The 15888-nt window shown below is 42.2% G+C and carries 17 protein-coding genes; 15 read left to right on the top strand and 2 right to left on the bottom strand.

Features of this window, described 5'->3' with window-relative positions; genetic code table 11:
* Positions 1 to 62: 62 nt before the first annotated feature.
* Complete coding sequence (locus V7O62_RS05280) at positions 63 to 512, bottom strand: UPF0179 family protein (protein ID WP_406657968.1); 450 nt, start codon at positions 510 to 512, stop codon at positions 63 to 65.
* A gap of 21 nt (positions 513 to 533) precedes the next feature.
* On the bottom strand, positions 534 to 1592 hold the full coding sequence (locus tag V7O62_RS05285; RefSeq protein ID WP_406658252.1) for an NAD(P)-dependent glycerol-1-phosphate dehydrogenase: 1059 nt from the start codon (positions 1590 to 1592) through the stop codon (positions 534 to 536).
* 184 nt (positions 1593 to 1776) lie between these two features.
* Between V7O62_RS05285 and V7O62_RS05290 the strand changes: the two genes are divergently transcribed.
* From V7O62_RS05290 to V7O62_RS05360, 15 genes are all read left to right on the top strand, one after another.
* Positions 1777 to 2616: a DUF63 family protein gene (locus tag V7O62_RS05290; protein WP_406657969.1), complete on the top strand. Its 840-nt coding sequence runs from the start codon at positions 1777 to 1779 to the stop codon at positions 2614 to 2616.
* Positions 2617 to 2637: 21 nt separating this feature from the next.
* Positions 2638 to 3243, top strand: coding sequence for a stage II sporulation protein M (locus tag V7O62_RS05295; protein WP_406657970.1), 606 nt, complete (start codon positions 2638 to 2640; stop codon positions 3241 to 3243).
* Positions 3244 to 3325: 82 nt separating this feature from the next.
* Positions 3326 to 4483: a formate--phosphoribosylaminoimidazolecarboxamide ligase family protein gene (locus V7O62_RS05300; RefSeq protein ID WP_406657971.1), complete on the top strand. Its 1158-nt coding sequence runs from the start codon at positions 3326 to 3328 to the stop codon at positions 4481 to 4483.
* Between the two features lie 125 nt (positions 4484 to 4608).
* Positions 4609 to 5364 (top strand): RAD55 family ATPase, encoded by a 756-nt coding sequence (locus V7O62_RS05305; RefSeq protein ID WP_406657972.1) that lies wholly within the window; start codon positions 4609 to 4611, stop codon positions 5362 to 5364.
* A 235-nt stretch (positions 5365 to 5599) separates the two neighbouring features.
* Positions 5600 to 6826 (top strand): translation initiation factor IF-2 subunit gamma, encoded by a 1227-nt coding sequence (locus V7O62_RS05310; protein ID WP_406657973.1) that lies wholly within the window; start codon positions 5600 to 5602, stop codon positions 6824 to 6826.
* On the top strand, positions 6823 to 7200 hold the full coding sequence (locus V7O62_RS05315) for a DNA-binding protein (RefSeq protein WP_406657974.1): 378 nt from the start codon (positions 6823 to 6825) through the stop codon (positions 7198 to 7200). Before V7O62_RS05310 ends, V7O62_RS05315 begins: the two co-directional genes overlap by 4 nt.
* A 52-nt stretch (positions 7201 to 7252) precedes the next feature.
* Positions 7253 to 7819 carry a DNA-directed RNA polymerase gene (locus tag V7O62_RS05320; protein WP_406657975.1) on the top strand — a complete coding sequence of 189 codons (567 nt, stop codon included), beginning with the start codon at positions 7253 to 7255 and terminating at the stop codon, positions 7817 to 7819.
* 15 nt (positions 7820 to 7834) lie between these two features.
* Positions 7835 to 8020: a transcription elongation factor subunit Spt4 gene (spt4, locus tag V7O62_RS05325; RefSeq protein WP_406657976.1), complete on the top strand. Its 186-nt coding sequence runs from the start codon at positions 7835 to 7837 to the stop codon at positions 8018 to 8020.
* A 1-nt stretch (position 8021) separates the two neighbouring features.
* Positions 8022 to 8612, top strand: a complete 591-nt coding sequence (locus tag V7O62_RS05330) for a GTP-dependent dephospho-CoA kinase family protein (RefSeq protein WP_406657977.1) — start codon at positions 8022 to 8024, stop codon at positions 8610 to 8612.
* Complete coding sequence (locus V7O62_RS05335; protein ID WP_406657978.1) at positions 8593 to 8934, top strand: 30S ribosomal protein S24e; 342 nt, start codon at positions 8593 to 8595, stop codon at positions 8932 to 8934. The genes V7O62_RS05330 and V7O62_RS05335 overlap by 20 nt, the downstream gene beginning before the upstream one ends.
* A 9-nt stretch (positions 8935 to 8943) precedes the next feature.
* Entirely contained in the window at positions 8944 to 9093 is a 150-nt protein-coding gene (locus V7O62_RS05340) for a 30S ribosomal protein S27ae (RefSeq protein ID WP_406658253.1), read from the top strand.
* 325 nt (positions 9094 to 9418) lie between these two features.
* Positions 9419 to 10093: a DUF2162 domain-containing protein gene (locus V7O62_RS05345; RefSeq protein ID WP_406657979.1), complete on the top strand. Its 675-nt coding sequence runs from the start codon at positions 9419 to 9421 to the stop codon at positions 10091 to 10093.
* A gap of 2 nt (positions 10094 to 10095) precedes the next feature.
* Entirely contained in the window at positions 10096 to 10719 is a 624-nt protein-coding gene (locus V7O62_RS05350) for a MotA/TolQ/ExbB proton channel family protein (RefSeq protein WP_406657980.1), read from the top strand.
* The gene (locus V7O62_RS05355; protein ID WP_406657981.1) at positions 10716 to 11081 is read left to right on the top strand and encodes a DUF2149 domain-containing protein; all 366 of its coding nucleotides are present in this window, start codon (positions 10716 to 10718) and stop codon (positions 11079 to 11081) included. Before V7O62_RS05350 ends, V7O62_RS05355 begins: the two co-directional genes overlap by 4 nt.
* Before the next feature lie 171 nt (positions 11082 to 11252).
* The gene (locus tag V7O62_RS05360) at positions 11253 to 15563 is read left to right on the top strand and encodes a cobaltochelatase subunit CobN (RefSeq protein WP_406657982.1); all 4311 of its coding nucleotides are present in this window, start codon (positions 11253 to 11255) and stop codon (positions 15561 to 15563) included.
* Positions 15564 to 15888: the final 325 nt, after the last annotated feature.

Here is a 15888-nt window from a genome sequence, read left to right on the forward strand (position 1 = left end):
ATTAATTAATACGATTTATTTTGTCGTATAAAACATATTCGAGACAAATTTCACAGATAAAGTTACAAATTCAGTTCAACTTTTTTCAATGAGCAACCTGATGTCAGATCCTCATCAATACTTTCAATTACCTTGCTAACAGTGCACTTGTCTCCGCTCTTGAGACCTTCAGGGTTTATCAGGTCATAGAGACTGTCATCAAAATCACTACATTTTGGACGTTCATAACTTATCCTGGCACCGTCAATTGCCTTTTTTGAGTCGATGGCAGCTATGATCGAAGAATTTACGACCTCTACTGCAAGAACTCCGCTATCGTGGATGAAGCACTCATGAATTGTGTCACCCCTGAGCTTTACAACACTGTACCTGCGCCCGGGCTCAAGGCTCAGACATGTTCTTTTCAGTTTACATTTTTGGCATTCACGTGACTCTCCGAGGAATACGAATTCTTCCCCCTCTTTTGCAAGCCTTGAGCCAACGAGAGTGATCATAGTGTCTGTATCTGTCATTTGGTCACCTTGAATAATTGATCATGAGATTACTTTTGTTATCCGTGCTACTTTTTCAGCGGCTGCAGGCGTCAGGCCTGTGCCTAATATAGTGTATCTTTCCGGGCGGATCGTATGTGCAACAAGAAGCGCCTCTAATATATACTTATCTTCAATACCAAGTTCTTCAGCGGTCGTAGGTGCTCCTATGATTTCCAGGCATTCTTTTATACTGCACCAGTCACCACCATGCAGATACATCATCATAATTGTTCCGATTCCGCATTGTTCTCCGTGCAAAGCATGTTTTGGAGCTACCGTGTCCAGAGCATGACTGAACATATGCTCCGATCCGGATGCCGGCCTTGATGAACCTGCAATGCTCATTGCAACGCCACTGGATACAAGAGCCTTTACAACCATTCTTACAGAACTTTCCAGATCCGGTTTTATAGAATCAGCAGAATCGATTAGTATCCTTGCAGTCATCAGGGACAGGGCTGCAGCATATTCACTAAAAGATTCATTAGTCAGGCGATGTGCAAGTTCCCAGTCCTTCACGGCCGTATAATTAGAAATGATATCTCCGCATCCTGCTGCAAGCAGGCGATAGGGAGCCTTTGATATGACCTCAGTATCGGCGATCACCGCCATAGGAGCGTTTGCTTCCACAGAAGTGGTTTTTCCTTCGCTGCGTATCGAAGCCCTGGAAGAGACAATACCATCATGGGACGCAGCAGTGGGAATACTCAAAAATGGGACATCTCTCTGTGTTGCTACATATTTTGCAACATCAATTGATTTACCACTGCCGACTCCGATAAGAAATGAGGATTTATGCTCGATAGCTTCCGTTTTAACCCTATCGACTTCAGACATTGATGCATCGGTGGAAGCCACTACATGAACATCATAACCACAATCCCCCAATATATCATGGACAACATCACCTGCAATTTTCTTAGTTGTTGTGCCCGTAACTATCAAAGGATTTGTTCCGAGTTTCAGGTCTTTACAAACATCGCTGATATCATTGATGACACCATGACCGACAAGCACATCTCTCGGAAGTTGCATCCATTTTTTCATTCCATCTTGCATCGGGATCAATTCTATACCTGCTGGTTTATACCATAGTATATCTTTTTAATATGCATTATAGAAGTTCTGCCCTTATAAAATGATACCTGTTATCAGACGGACATTTTCCCATAAACTATTAAATGTTGATTGTATTAGGATATTCCTATATTACCTTACTGCTGTGATCTAAATGGTTTCACTCATGGACGAAATAAACCGACTCATTAATGAGTATTACATAGAGCCGATATTGCAGGATAGTGGTTACAATGTTGTGAACACCATCACATGGGCAATTATTCTGGGAATCTGTGTCTTCGGACTAGTCAAGCTGCTCAGAAGGTTTGATGTCAGTATCGACGAAAAATTTACATGGTCACTGATTCCTTACATACTGGCAGGTGCATCTTTCAGGGTTATTGAAGATACAGGTGCACTGGAGCCTCCTCTCAGCTATCTTTTCATTACTCCGAATATCTATTTCATGGCATTTTTCATTACGGTCATATTCCTGGTTATTTCCAGGTTGATCACCAGTGTTGACAGCCGCAGAGATTTCCATAAGGTTTTCGCATTTTTCGGAATTGCCTGGTTTGCTGCAAACATTGTCATCCTGCTATATCTGGAAAATGTTGTATTACCCTGGGTTCCTTTCGCAGTAATAGGTGCCGCAAGCCTGGTGTTATACCTGACATATCTCGTATTTGACAGGGCAGGTTCCTCAATGCTGAAGGACAGGCTTAACCTTTCCATACTTATGGCACACCTGCTTGATGCATCTTCTACGGTTGTCGGTGTAGATTTTCTGGGATATTACGAGAAACATGTGGTACCTGCCTACCTCATAGACATTACAGGCACTGCATTGATAATGTATCCGCTAAAACTTTCAATATTCATACCTGTAATATATATACTGGACACCCAATTTGAAGAGGATAAAGATTCAAGAACCCTGAAAGAGTTCCTGAAATTTGTTATAATCGTACTCGGATTGGCACCAGCATGCAGGAATACTATCAGGATGACGCTGGGAATCTGATTCAACGGGAGTATTTTGACCATGTTTAATGAAGATAGCAGAACTACTTTCAGAGCTTACTTCAGGGAGCTCAAACCATACATAATAGCCAGTACAACACTTTTTGTACTGGCAATGATTGCGGGGTACATTGCATACGGACTTATACCGGAATTTTCCGCAGATTCACTTTCGGGCCTTGAGGAAATTGCAGAGATGCTGCAAAACCTTTCAGCCTTTGAAATAATGTTATTCATATTCTTCAACAATGCCACTAAAATGTTTGCTGCAATATTGCTTGGACCCATCTTCGGATTGGTTCCAATTGCTTTTTTGCTGTTAAACGGATTCGTACTGGGTGTTTTTGTTCACCTGCAAATCATTGAAAACGGTGCACTGTTTATAATTGCAGGCCTGACACCTCACGGAATAATAGAGATACCCATGCTCCTTATTTCATCTGCTATTGGATTGAAACTCGGACATGAGACTTTCAAGATAATTCTTGGAAAGCCGTCTAACCTGAAAGATGAATTGATCAAAGGAGTACAGTTCTTTTTGTACATACTTCTCCCTCTGATATTCCTTGCTGCAGTGATCGAGACATTCATAACACCGCTTGTTATTTACCTGGTTTCAGGAGTTTAAGTCGGAAAGCTATCCAAAAGGGCAATGTGAACAGATTTATAAACCACCATTTACATCTTCCGCACAAGATCGAGGTCGTACGATGATAGACAGAAAAGAGATCATAGAGATTATCGAAGATTATGACATTGACAAATTAAAAATAGGCGCTGTTGCCTCACACTCAGCACTGGACATCTTCGACGGTGCAATTGAAGAAGACTTCAGGACACTGGCCCTTTGCCAGGAAGGCCGTGAAAAAACATACACAGATTATTTTAAGTCACAGAGAAACGCCAATGGCAAAGTTACCAGGGGAATAGTGGACGAATCCATATCCCTGAAAAAGTTCAATGAAGTCATCAAAGCTGAGAACCAGCAGAAGCTCATTGATGAAAATGTACTTTTCATACCAAACAGATCATTCACTTCCTACTGTGGCATCGATGATGTGGAGAACAATTTCAAAGTCCCGCTTGTGGGCAGCAGGAACATGCTCAGGAGTGAGGAAAGAGGAATGGAAAGGGACTATTACTGGTTGCTTGAGAAGGCAGGCCTGCCATTCCCTGAAAGAATAGAAGACCCACAGGATATAGATGAGCTTGTGATGGTCAAACTGCCTCATGCTGTAAAGAAACTTGAAAGGGGTTTCTTCACCGCAGGTACATATGAGGAATATCTTGAAAAATCACAGGCACTCCTGAAACAGGGAGTCATAACAGAAGAAGCTCTTAAGAGTGCAAGGATTGAGAGATACATAATAGGACCTGTTTTCAACCTGGATATGTTCTATTCACCCATCGAGTCAGAGATGAATAAACTCGAGCTGCTGGGCGTAGATTGGAGGTTTGAGACAAGTCTGGACGGTCATGTCAGACTACCTGCACCCCAGCAGATGAATCTGGCAGAACACCAGCTGACTCCCGAGTATACTGTGTGTGGTCACAACTCTGCAACCCTTAGAGAATCACTCCTTGAAGAAGCATTCAGGCTCTGTGAGAAATACGTGGAAGCTGCAAAGAAATATTATGATCCGGGAATCATAGGACCCTTCTGCCTGCAGACCTGTGTCGATAAGGATCTGAACTACTACATCTACGATGTAGCACCAAGGGTAGGCGGAGGTACTAACGTCCACATGTCTGTTGGTCATCCCTACGGCAACACACTCTGGCGCAAACCCATGAGCACTGGCAGGCGTCTTGCTTTTGAAGTACGCAGGGCTCTTGAAACTGACCAGTTGGACAAGATTATAACCTGAGATAAGAACGGTTTTATTTTCTATAGGGACAACTGATTTAATTTCATGTTGTCCTCTTTTTTTGTTTCAATGACAGGCAAGATCATACAATTGTTTTTATATAATTGCATATATTATAGTTGTGTATGTCTTTTGAGAGAGTCCCAACCGGAATACCAGAACTTGACGAGTTACTTCAGGGAGGGTATCCGAAGGGGCATGGCATCCTCTTAAGCGGACCTCCCGGTGCAGGAAAAACTATTCTTGCAACCCATTTTCTCCACCAATCCTGTAAAGACGGGAAAAAGTGCATGTTAATGCTTACACATGTAAATGTTGAAAGTTTCCTGGAACAGGCAGATAATATTGGATTTGATTTCAAAAGATGCATTGATAACGGGACGCTTCTGATTACGAAGTCGTTCGAGGTCCGTACGAACAAAATACATAATGCTTCCAGACTGGGAAGCGGAATTGGTTTTGTAGAAAAGGACTGCGTAGAGAACGTACAGGAGATACCTGATGATGTTGAGATAGTTGTTATCGATAACCTTGACATGTTGTCACTGTACCATAGTGTTGAAGAATTTGCGGACAAGTTCTTTACAATCAACGATATTCTTTCCACAAGAAAATGTACGACCCTTTTTTTGATCGGGCAGGAAGAATCAGATGTAAAGCAAAGTATTGCTGAACATATATCCTTCGGGAGTATAATGCTCTACACCAATAGGGATGAGAGAACAGGAAAGGGATTAAGGCAACTCTATATTCCAAAAATGAGGTGTACCAACCTTTCTCTGGAACCCACAAGTTTCAGGATTACACCTTCAGGAATAAGTATAGAGAAGCTATTCCAAAGAGATGAGATATTAAGGGAAGCTCTCGGATCTGTTGTTTGAAACATCGTACTGGCATATAATCCAGATTTTACTTGCAGGAGCAAATTATTTACTATATAAAATGAATAGTGTTACGATTCAGAGTATGGTAAATTAAACTGAATATTGATTAAGCGTTTGAAATCATTTAAATATGATTAATTGAATGATAGCACAAACCTAAACTGCAATCAATAAAATCTTTCATATATTTTGTACATTCGAATTATTGCTCAACCCGGAGGGAAATAAAAAATTGAGTCAACCTAGCGTTAATATCGGCATGGTAGGTCATGTCGACCATGGAAAAACCACACTTGTCAGCGCACTGTCAGGAGTCTGGACAGATACACATAGTGAAGAGATGAAGCGTGGTATATCTATCCGCCTCGGATACGCGGATGCGACATTCAGGAAGTGCCCTAACTGCCCTGAGCCGGAATGTTATACTGTTTCTAAAAAATGTGAAGGGTGTAAAGAGCCCTCTGAAGAGCTCAGGACAGTATCTTTTGTCGATGCACCAGGCCATGAGACACTCATGGCCACTATGCTTTCAGGTGCTGCCATTATGGACGGAGCTATTCTTGTAATCGCTGCTAATGAGGAATGCCCGCAACCACAGACCAAGGAACACTTAATGGCATTGAATATTATTGGCATTAAGAACCTGGTAATAGTGCAGAATAAGATAGACCTGGTATCCAGGGAGCAGCTCATTGAACATTATCACCAGATCAAGGATTTTGTAAAGGGAACTGTTGCTGAGAATGCACCAATCATACCGGTTTCTGCCCAGCAGAATACAAACGTAGATTCCCTCATCCAGGCAATGGAGGAAATCATACCGACACCAGTCCACAAGCTGGACAAGCCGCCACATATGCTTATAGCAAGGTCTTTCGACATTAACAAGCCCGGTACACCTATTAAAGATATAACAGGTGGAGTAATAGGCGGCACACTTACAGAAGGCTCATTGCGTGCCGGTGATGAGATGGAAGTGCGTCCGGGAATAAAGGTTGAAAGCGAAGGAACCACCCGATGGGAGCCTATTAAAACTAAAATATCCAGAATCGTGGCCGGAAAAGAAAATGTGGAAGAAGCAAGCCCAGGCGGATTGCTTGCAGTCGGAACCACACTTGACCCTTCATTGACAAAGAGCGACACACTTACAGGACAGGTCGCAGGTTCACCCGGAACCCTTCCACCAACTCATGACTCATTTGCACTTGAGCTACACCTTCTTGAAAGGGTGGTAGGAGTTAGTGATGAAGAAGAGATCGGGGCCATTAAGACAAGCGAGCCTTTAATGCTCAACGTTGGAACTGCTACTACTGTAGGTATTGTCACCAGTGCGAGGACAGATATCGCCGAGGTCAAGCTAAAGAGACCGGTCTGTGCAGATATCGGATCAACTGTGGCCATCAGCAGGCGTGTAGGATCCCGCTGGCGCCTTATTGGTGTAGGAGTAATTAAGGATTGAAAGTCATTATCGATACAAATGGCCTGATGATACCGGTACAGTTCAATGTCGATATTTTTGAGGAACTCAAAAGACTTGGATATGACAGGTTCATCGTGCCTCTTTCTGTGATAAGGGAACTGGAAACACTCCAAAAGGAACTCAAAGGGAAGGACAGGACAGCTGCAAAGGTCGCATATTCACTTGCCCAGAGATGTGAGATAGTTGAAACATCAGGACATGCTGATGATGTCATTATAGATCTTGCTCTTGAACGTGGCTCTGCTGTACTGACAAACGATATAGGATTGAGAAAAAGACTGGAGAGTAAAAACGTTCCGATCATATGCCTGCGACAGAAAAACAGGCTTGAGAAGATCACAGATGAAGTTTAAAACCAAATAAAGCATTTAAATTAATCATATCGGGATAATTGGAGTCAATCACATGTACAAAAAGATGAAACTAGCGGACACAATTCGTGTGGCGCCAGACCTTTTGGGCGGAGATGTGAAAACAAATGTCAAAGCTGCCCTGAGGGACAAGCTTGAAGGCAGGATCGATAAAGCGCTTGGTGCCATTGTTGCCATTACTGAAATCGATGAGATTGGAGAAGGACACATTCTTGTAGGCGACGGTGCAGTGTATTATGACGTTACTTTTGAAGCAATTGTATTCGTTCCGATAATACAGGAAGTCATTGAAGGAGAAGTTGTCGAGACTGTTGATTTCGGTGCTTTTGTCAGCATCGGAGCAATGGACGGCCTTTTACATGTGAGCCAGATAACCGACGATTTCATGTCTTATGATGGTAAAAACGGCAGGCTTGTAAGCAAAACCGGTGGAAAATCACTTTCTGAAGGTGACAAAGTAAGAGCCCGTATAGTCGCTGTCAGTATCAACGAAAGAGAGCCAAGGGAAAGCAAAATAGGGCTTACCATGAGACAGCACTCTCTCGGAAAGATCGAATGGATCGAGGAACAGAAAAAGCCAAAAGCTGATAAGGCAGAATGATTGGAGGGTGAATAGATGAGTGACCAGGTTTGTCGTGAATGCCATCGCATAATCTCAGGCCAGACATGTCCTATCTGCGGCTCCAGCAATCTCAGTGCAGACTGGAGTGGCATGGTTATTATTATAGATCCGGAACGTTCGGAGATAGCAAAGAAAATCGATGTGAAAGTAGCTGACAAGTATGCTCTGAAGGTGCGCTAGTTTGGGTGCGCAGATCGTTCTGTATGAACAGCTCAGGCCACTTTTTAACAGGATATTTGGCGTATTGTATACAGGTAGTGGAGATGACACTATCAGGAAGCTTTCAGGGGATCTGGGAAGTCCCACAAAACTTATATCCGTAGGTGATGTTACTACATTCCACTTGCTCAACTCAGATATTATACCGGACATCCTGATAGTGGATGACCGGACAAAACGCGGACCGGCTTCTGACCGGGTCGTTGTGGGTACAAAGCATAAAGGCTTCACTGAAATATTCGTTGACAATCCAGCCGGGGTCATAACCGAGGATCTGATAGATGCTGTTGGTAGCGCCATAAGATCAGATGAACGTGTCCGAATATTCGTGCGCGGCGAAGAAGACCTTGCAGCATTGCCCGCAATTCTAATGGCACCACAGGGTTCGGTTGTTTTATACGGACAACCAGATCAGGGTGTCGTATTTGTACAAATCACTCAATCGAAAAAGGAAGAAATCAGAGACCTGCTGAATAAGATAGTTGAAACGCAGGACAATGAAGAAGAAGTAAAAACCATTTGGAGAAAATTAGATGGACATCAAAATCATTAAAGAAAAAAACAACGCACTTCTCAACAGACGTGAGTTGAACCTGGACATTGAATTCGACGGAGCAACACCTTCCAGGGACCAGGTAAAAGGAAAAGTTGCCGCTATGATGAACGTACCTCTGGAACTTGTGATCATCCAGAAAATGGATAACGAGTTCGGTAAGCAGGCAGCAAGCGCATATATAAAAGTATATGAAAATGCCGAAAGGATGAAACAGGTCGAAGCAGACTATGTCCTTAAAAGGAACGTACTCCCTGAGCCTGAAGTTAAGGAAGAGGAAGTAGTTGAAGAAGCAGAAGCATCTGAAACTCCTGAAGAATAAGGTGATATGATGGCAGTAAAGGATTATTACAAAGTCAGTGGCGATTCAATCGAAAGAACACACCAGCCATGTCCCCGTTGCGGTGAAGGCGTATTCCTCGCAGAGCACAAGGACAGACGCTCCTGCGGCAAATGTGGCTACACAGAATTTAAAAAATAATTTCATTTTTACACAACCAGCCGGTTGTAATTTTTCTTTTTTGTTTTGGGATCTAAGCAATTAACTTAGTTGCTGAACTTTTTCTGGATATATCTTGTTAAGGAAACTAAGCAGGAACTGCATTGCCGACATCATTTAGAAAATTTTAAAATATGAAGTATAGTTCAGTAAGATTAAAATAGATGTTTCTTTATTACCTTAAATGCAAACATTTGAATGGGTTATTAAAATGTACATGAGTACATTATCAAATGTAAATTGCATTTGAAGGCTATATTTGGAATAAAAACTAAAATACAACATAGTATTTGGTTGGTAGGTTGAAATGAATACGGTTTATGCAGCAGTTGTAGGTATCCTTATAGGTATATTCATATTTGGTCTGAAGACCGGAGTAGGATGTGGGTTTTCGAACCTTGAGAAGAAGAAAGTACTTTTGTTAGCTAGCGGTTACTTCATTATCTCTGTAATCCTGGGAAGCCTTGTGGGACTGGTTGACCAGTCTTATCTGGAAAAGATCGCCAACCTTGGTATGACACTTCATGTCCTTATTGCAGTGATTCTTATAGCAGCCGGGATATATACCCAGAAAAAATGGAACTGCGGACATGATGTTTCAAAGAAAACCTTCCTAGTAATCTCTATCCCCTGCCCGGTTTGTCTTACCGCTCTTTTTGTATCCTGCATGATACTTGCATCCAGTCTTGAAATCAGCGGATGGAAGGTAGGCATCATAGTTGGGATCGTTTTCTTCTTGTCAGTGATATCATCAACCTTTGTTTTCAGGAAGCTGAACCGCTCTCCGGAAGACCTGGGCACAGTGATGATGTTCCTCGGGATATTCTACATGCTCGGAGCAATGCTTGTTCCTGCATATATCAAGGCAAAGCAGATGAATATCTCTGCTATTGACGGAGGAAATTTTGAGATACTGCCATTGCTTGCTTTTTCAATCTTCATTCTTGGAGGCTTTGCTTTTAATTATATGAGAGGTCAATAAAAATGGATACAACTTCATCTTTGTTTGGTATACTGTACACTTTTTCGTCTTCACTGTTATACCCGGTAGTTATCATACTTCTTATACTGGTTCTCTTCTCGCTGATACTGATAGGGGAGTTCCTCTCAGAATATGCAAAACGTAATCGTGACATGAACAACCTGGAGAATTGCTGCCTTGAGGTCAGGAATAATCTTGCGGAAAAATCATTTGAAACGGCAGCCACAGCTCTTCGTGATGTTAAACAGAATTTCATGGTCACAAGCTTTGCAACAGAGGCAGCAACACATCTGGAAAAAAATACAATTCCTGCAATAGAATGGCTTTCACAGGAATATGAGATAAAAATGGCAAAACGTCTTGAGCAAACCAGGATCGTGGCAACTATCGCACCTATGCTGGGCCTGATGGGAACTCTAATTCCTCTGGGACCGGCACTCATCGGATTGTCCCAGGGTGATATCGTGCAGCTTGCCAATAACCTGATGATCGCTTTTGCAACAACAGTAGTCGGACTGTTCGCCGGAACCATAGCCTATGTGCTTACACAGGTAAGAAAAAGATGGTACTGGCAGGACATGGTTGATATCGATTATATTCTGGACACACTAGAGGTTGGGGAATGAAAAGAAACAGAAGATACAGGCGAACAGGACTTCTGAATAATGAGGATGAGCAAAGCCCACTTACGGGTGTTGCCAACCTTTTTGATATTGCCATGGTCTTCTCAGTGGCATTACTTATTGCACTGGTTATGTCATACCAACTGCCCGAACTCCTTGCACCGACAGATGATATTACCATCGTAAAAAATCCTGGACAAAAGGACATGAAGATAATTGTAAAGGATCAGGGTAAGCCAATAGAAGTTCTGAACATGACAGACCAGATAGGGGGCGGAACAGGTGAAGCACTTGGTACCGCATACAAGCTGGCAGATGGCAGGGTTGTTTACGTTCCGGAGGAGGAAAACAAGACATCTACTTAATTTTTTTTATTACTTAAAGACAAGTTAATTTGTTTTCGAACAATTTATATTTATTTAAATATAAATTTTGATTGATACAAAACGAAGACAAAATAAAAAGAATATTAGGGCACCCCGGTCTTGCCGCCAAGCTGTTTCCGAAGTGCCCATGCACATTATCAGGTGGATAACATGCGAGTAAAAAATATATTGATAATAGTATTAAGTGTATTGTTAGTTTTATCACTAATAAACACTGTATCGGCAGACGAAAACCATGTGAATATCACCCTCATTACTCTTGATGATGCAGAAGTGATCAGCTATGCCAAAAGCTCAAATATCTATAATGAAAGCATAAATGTTCAATATTTTACAACACTGAGTGACCTGTCAGACATTGACCTGAGCAATCAGGATGTCATATTTACCTATATGCTATGGGGTACTAAATACGACGAATTTTCCACTGAGCTGGAAAAAGCAAAAGATAATGGAACTACCCTTGTAAATATTGCCAGTTTAATAAATACTTCCTTATATGATTATGATTTCCCAAGCGCACCAGAACCCTATGAAAGCGACGATGAGAATTACTTTTTCAATATGGGAATGAAGGAAGATTTCCTGAGAATGAATGGTGAAAATTTCATTGTATACCTTGCAAAGACATATGGAAACAAATCAGCACTTACAGACAGCTGGGAATGTCAGCCTCCCATAACACTTCCACAGGGCCTTTACCATCCGGATGATGATGTTTACTGGTTTGATACTACAAACGAATATCTGGACTGGTACCAGAATGAATCCAATGGTGAACATCACACATATGATCCTTCCAGACCTACGATCGGCATATGGTTCCATAAATCAGATTACAAGAACAGTAACTTGCAGGTTGTTGACGCTCTTATATATGATCTTGAAAGCAAGGGTTGTAACGTTATTGCCGGATTTGATACATTCTATAACATCAGTGATTATTATTGTGATGAAAGTGGAGAACCACTGGTCCAGTGTATGATATCTCTCAAGAGCTTTGGGCTGGATGTTAATAAATATGAGGGATACGGCCTAACTGAACTCACAAATCTTGATGTTCCCGTACTCAAGGGTATGGTTGCAGACCCGGATTCAGGAGATCCTGCAGATACAAACAGAGGAATCTCCAATGAAGAAGCCATAAGGAAAACAGTAAGTCCAAACATTGACGGTATTTTTGAATATGTAGTGCTTGGACAGAGCAAAAAAATAAAATGGGACGTTTACGAGTATGAACCAAATGCTGCACAGATTGATTGGATGACTAACCGTGCTATCAAATGGACAGAGCTTAAACGCTTAGAAAATCCAGACAAGAAAGTTGGTATCATCTATTACAATTATCCATCCGGTAAGGACAACATAGGAGCAAGTTACCTGGATACCATGGCCAGTATGATGAACCTGCTCAACAAGATGAATGAAAGTGACTACAGCCTTAACAATGTTCCTGAGAACAAAACACTCCTTCTGGAAATGATTCAGGAGCAGGGAATAAATGCCGGTTCCTGGGCACCCGGTGTCCTTGATGAAATGGTGAATAACCGCACAGAATGGGGATTACAGCTCATCCCGATGGACGAATATAAACAATGGTTTGAGAATGAGTTGCCTGAAAACCTTAAAGATGATGTAATAAATGAGTGGGGAGAACCCTGGTCCGATGATTTCCCAGAGGACAAAAAACTCATGATATGGGAAAATGAAACCGGCAAGTATATTGTGATCCCTGCGGTCCAGTGTGGCAACGTATGGCTCATGCCACAGCCTGCCCGCGGTTTTATGCAAAATGACAATGTAATGTATCACAGCTCTATTGTTCCTCCACCACACCAGTATATTGCCTTCTACCTCTGGCTAAACAATGATTGGAATCCTGATGCCATTATCCATCTTGGTACCCACGGTACACACGAATGGCTTCCAGGACTTGCATACGGAATGAACAGGACAGCAGACTGGGCACCACTTCTTCTGCAGGACCTGCCTAACATCTACCCATATATCGTAGCAAACGTTGGCGAAGGACTTACAGCAGAATACCGTGGAAATGCTTTGATAATTGACCATCTTACTCCAACCCTCGAACACGGAGGCCTTCATACGGAGATGGCAGAACTTGCATCAAACATTCAGGAGTACTATGATCCTGCAATCTCGGATGAAGTCAGAGACGGATACAGAGAAATTATAATCGACCAAATGGTGGAACTCAATCTCCATAAGGACCTGGATGTGACTGAAAGTATGATCGAGATTTACAGAGCGGATGATTCACAGTTTCAGGCTTTTGTAAAGAACGTGCTCCATGAATATCTGGAAGAGATATCCGAAGAGAACATCCCCTATGGTTTCCATGTGCTTGGAGAAGTCCCACCTATGAATGAAAGCGGACCAGTTGATGACCAGATGTCCGTCATGGTAAGATCAATGCTTGGAAGCAGTTTTGAAAATCTGATATCCGGTACGTTCTATTCGGATACAACTGAATATCCACTTGGAATACCATTAAACGATACAAAAATTGATTGGCTTGTATGGGAAGTTGTTACCAATAACACAGACCCTGCACTAGCTCAGGACATGGTATTTGGATACAATGATTCTTCAGTTACTGCTTTACTTGAAAATGGAATCATACACAAGAACAATCTTGTTGAATCAGCTACCGAGCTTGACCGGGTGATTAATGCTCTGGATGCAGGTTTCGTCCCACCGGGACCTGGAAGGGACCCAATCCAGAATACGGATTCAGTACCTACTGGCCGCAATTTCTATGGAGTCGATTCGAGATTATACCCTTCCAAGGCTACTTGGGACCTTGGTTCCAGACTTGCACAGGATCTGCTGGAAGACTATTATGACAAACATGGAGAATATCCAAGGAAGGTGTCATTCTCAAGATTCGGTGTAGAATTCATAAGAGACCATGGTACACTCGAAGCCGAAATGCTGTACCTGCTTGGAGTAAAACCAGAGTGGGATGATACATCCAAACAGATAAAAGGTCTTGTACTCATGAATGAGTCCGAGCTTATGCCAAGTTATGGCGAATACCCAGGCAGACCTCGTATTGATGTAGTCTATGCAACCGCAGGAATGAGAGACGCCTTCCCGGAAAAGCTCAAGATGATAGATGAAGCAGTAAGACTTGCAAACTCTGCTCCTGCTGGCAATTATACCAACTATGTAAACGAAAGTACAATCTCAATAAAACAGGCATTGATAGAAGCAGGTTATGATAACGAGACTGCTGAGCAGATTTCGACAATGCGTTGTTTTGCTGTCAGAGACGGTACTTATGAGATTGGCATTGCCAATGCCATAGAAGCGAGTGGCACATGGGATGATGAAGCCCAGATAGGAGAACTTTACCTGAGTAAGATGGGATTTGCCTACGGTACAGAACTATGGGGACAGCAATGCCCTGACCTTCTCAAACAGAACCTGATGAATGTTGATGCTTCGGTACATTCAGATTCATCCAACCTGTATGATACTCTGGACAATGATGACGTCTTCCAGTATTTCGGCGGCCTCAACCTTGCAACCAGATATGTTTCCGGCAAGACACCAGAAATGTATATTTCGGACACAAGGGATACTGAAAACGGCGGAATGGTCACCATGCAGAAATACCTGAACACGAACCTGCGCTCCAGATATCTCAACGATAAATGGATAGAAGGTATGATGAGTTCAGAGTATGCCGGAGGGAGGATGATGGCTGAATTCGTAGATAATCTCTGGGGATGGGAAGTCTCCAACCCCGAACTTGTTGATGACAGTATGTGGGAAACTGTGTATAATACATACATTAACGACGAAATGAAAAAGTTCTTCAATGAAAACAACCCCGGAGCTTATCAGTCCATCACAGGCAGGATGTTGGAGGGCTTACGCAAAGGGTATATTGATCTGCCAGACGATATTGTGAACAATCTTGTGAAGGAGTACATGCAATCGGTTGCAGATAATGGTGCAACATGCTGTCACCACACATGTGGAAACCCATTGCTGGATGACTTCGTACAGGGTAATATGGGTGCTGCAGGTCTCAGTCAGGAAACCATAGATGCATACAATGAAGAAATGTACAAGGCAACCCAGAGATCAGAGTTCCAAACCCAGCAACCTGAAACAACTAGCTCTTCCAGAAGCAGTTCAGGCAGTAATACTGGAACTGACCTAAAAGTTGTAGGATCAGGTTCTGGCACTTCCAACCAGACACAGGAAGCGGATTCTGGAGCAGGAATGAATCTTGATGCACCAGCAGAAGATGCAACAAAATCCACAACTGACAACAATGTTGAAGGATATATTATGACAGAGGAAAGTGTCAATGAACCAGAAAGCAGTAGTTTCTCATTTACAGGTTCTGATATTGTAGCCTCTGTACTGGTAGTGGCAGGAGTTGGAGCCATGTACTTTGGATTCTGGAGAAGAAGGAAATTCTAAAGACTCTTTTGGTGCTTTTTATTCAAAAGCGCCATTTATTTTTTAAGTTAACAGCGAGTGACCAAAGAGTTTTTAAGTACTAATCAGTATAACCTAAAATACTTACGTAACTAAAGTAAGTAATAATTCACGTGGTTGGAATAGATAATATAGTGATTAGAATGGAACTGTGGTACCCTAAAAAAGATTCTCTTTAGAACTCTTTTTGTAACCGCATTTCATTCACCGAGATCGTAAATGGGTATTGAAAAATGATGAGTTTTGATAATTGGTATTTTGATTAAAACAATAGTTGTGATCACTCCTGCATAGCCGCCAAGCAAGT

Source organism: Methanolobus sp. ZRKC2 (genome assembly GCF_045291185.1).
In the GTDB taxonomy this organism is placed as follows: Archaea; Halobacteriota; Methanosarcinia; order Methanosarcinales; family Methanosarcinaceae; genus Methanolobus.

What these genes read in the sequence shown, in the direction of transcription:
- V7O62_RS05280 (WP_406657968.1), bottom strand. Translation starts at nt 512, where the DNA reads ATGACAGATACAGACACTATGATCACTCTCGTTGGCTCAAGGCTTGCA.
- V7O62_RS05285 (WP_406658252.1), bottom strand. Translation starts at nt 1,592, where the DNA reads ATGCAAGATGGAATGAAAAAATGGATGCAACTTCCGAGAGATGTGCTT.
- V7O62_RS05290 (WP_406657969.1), top strand. Translation starts at nt 1,777, where the DNA reads ATGGACGAAATAAACCGACTCATTAATGAGTATTACATAGAGCCGATA.
- V7O62_RS05295 (WP_406657970.1), top strand. Translation starts at nt 2,638, where the DNA reads ATGTTTAATGAAGATAGCAGAACTACTTTCAGAGCTTACTTCAGGGAG.
- V7O62_RS05300 (WP_406657971.1), top strand. Translation starts at nt 3,326, where the DNA reads ATGATAGACAGAAAAGAGATCATAGAGATTATCGAAGATTATGACATT.
- V7O62_RS05305 (WP_406657972.1), top strand. Translation starts at nt 4,609, where the DNA reads ATGTCTTTTGAGAGAGTCCCAACCGGAATACCAGAACTTGACGAGTTA.
- V7O62_RS05320 (WP_406657975.1), top strand. Translation starts at nt 7,253, where the DNA reads ATGTACAAAAAGATGAAACTAGCGGACACAATTCGTGTGGCGCCAGAC.
- spt4 (WP_406657976.1), top strand. Translation starts at nt 7,835, where the DNA reads ATGAGTGACCAGGTTTGTCGTGAATGCCATCGCATAATCTCAGGCCAG.
- V7O62_RS05335 (WP_406657978.1), top strand. Translation starts at nt 8,593, where the DNA reads ATGGACATCAAAATCATTAAAGAAAAAAACAACGCACTTCTCAACAGA.
- V7O62_RS05340 (WP_406658253.1), top strand. Translation starts at nt 8,944, where the DNA reads ATGGCAGTAAAGGATTATTACAAAGTCAGTGGCGATTCAATCGAAAGA.
- V7O62_RS05345 (WP_406657979.1), top strand. Translation starts at nt 9,419, where the DNA reads ATGAATACGGTTTATGCAGCAGTTGTAGGTATCCTTATAGGTATATTC.
- V7O62_RS05350 (WP_406657980.1), top strand. Translation starts at nt 10,096, where the DNA reads ATGGATACAACTTCATCTTTGTTTGGTATACTGTACACTTTTTCGTCT.
- V7O62_RS05355 (WP_406657981.1), top strand. Translation starts at nt 10,716, where the DNA reads ATGAAAAGAAACAGAAGATACAGGCGAACAGGACTTCTGAATAATGAG.
- V7O62_RS05360 (WP_406657982.1), top strand. Translation starts at nt 11,253, where the DNA reads ATGCGAGTAAAAAATATATTGATAATAGTATTAAGTGTATTGTTAGTT.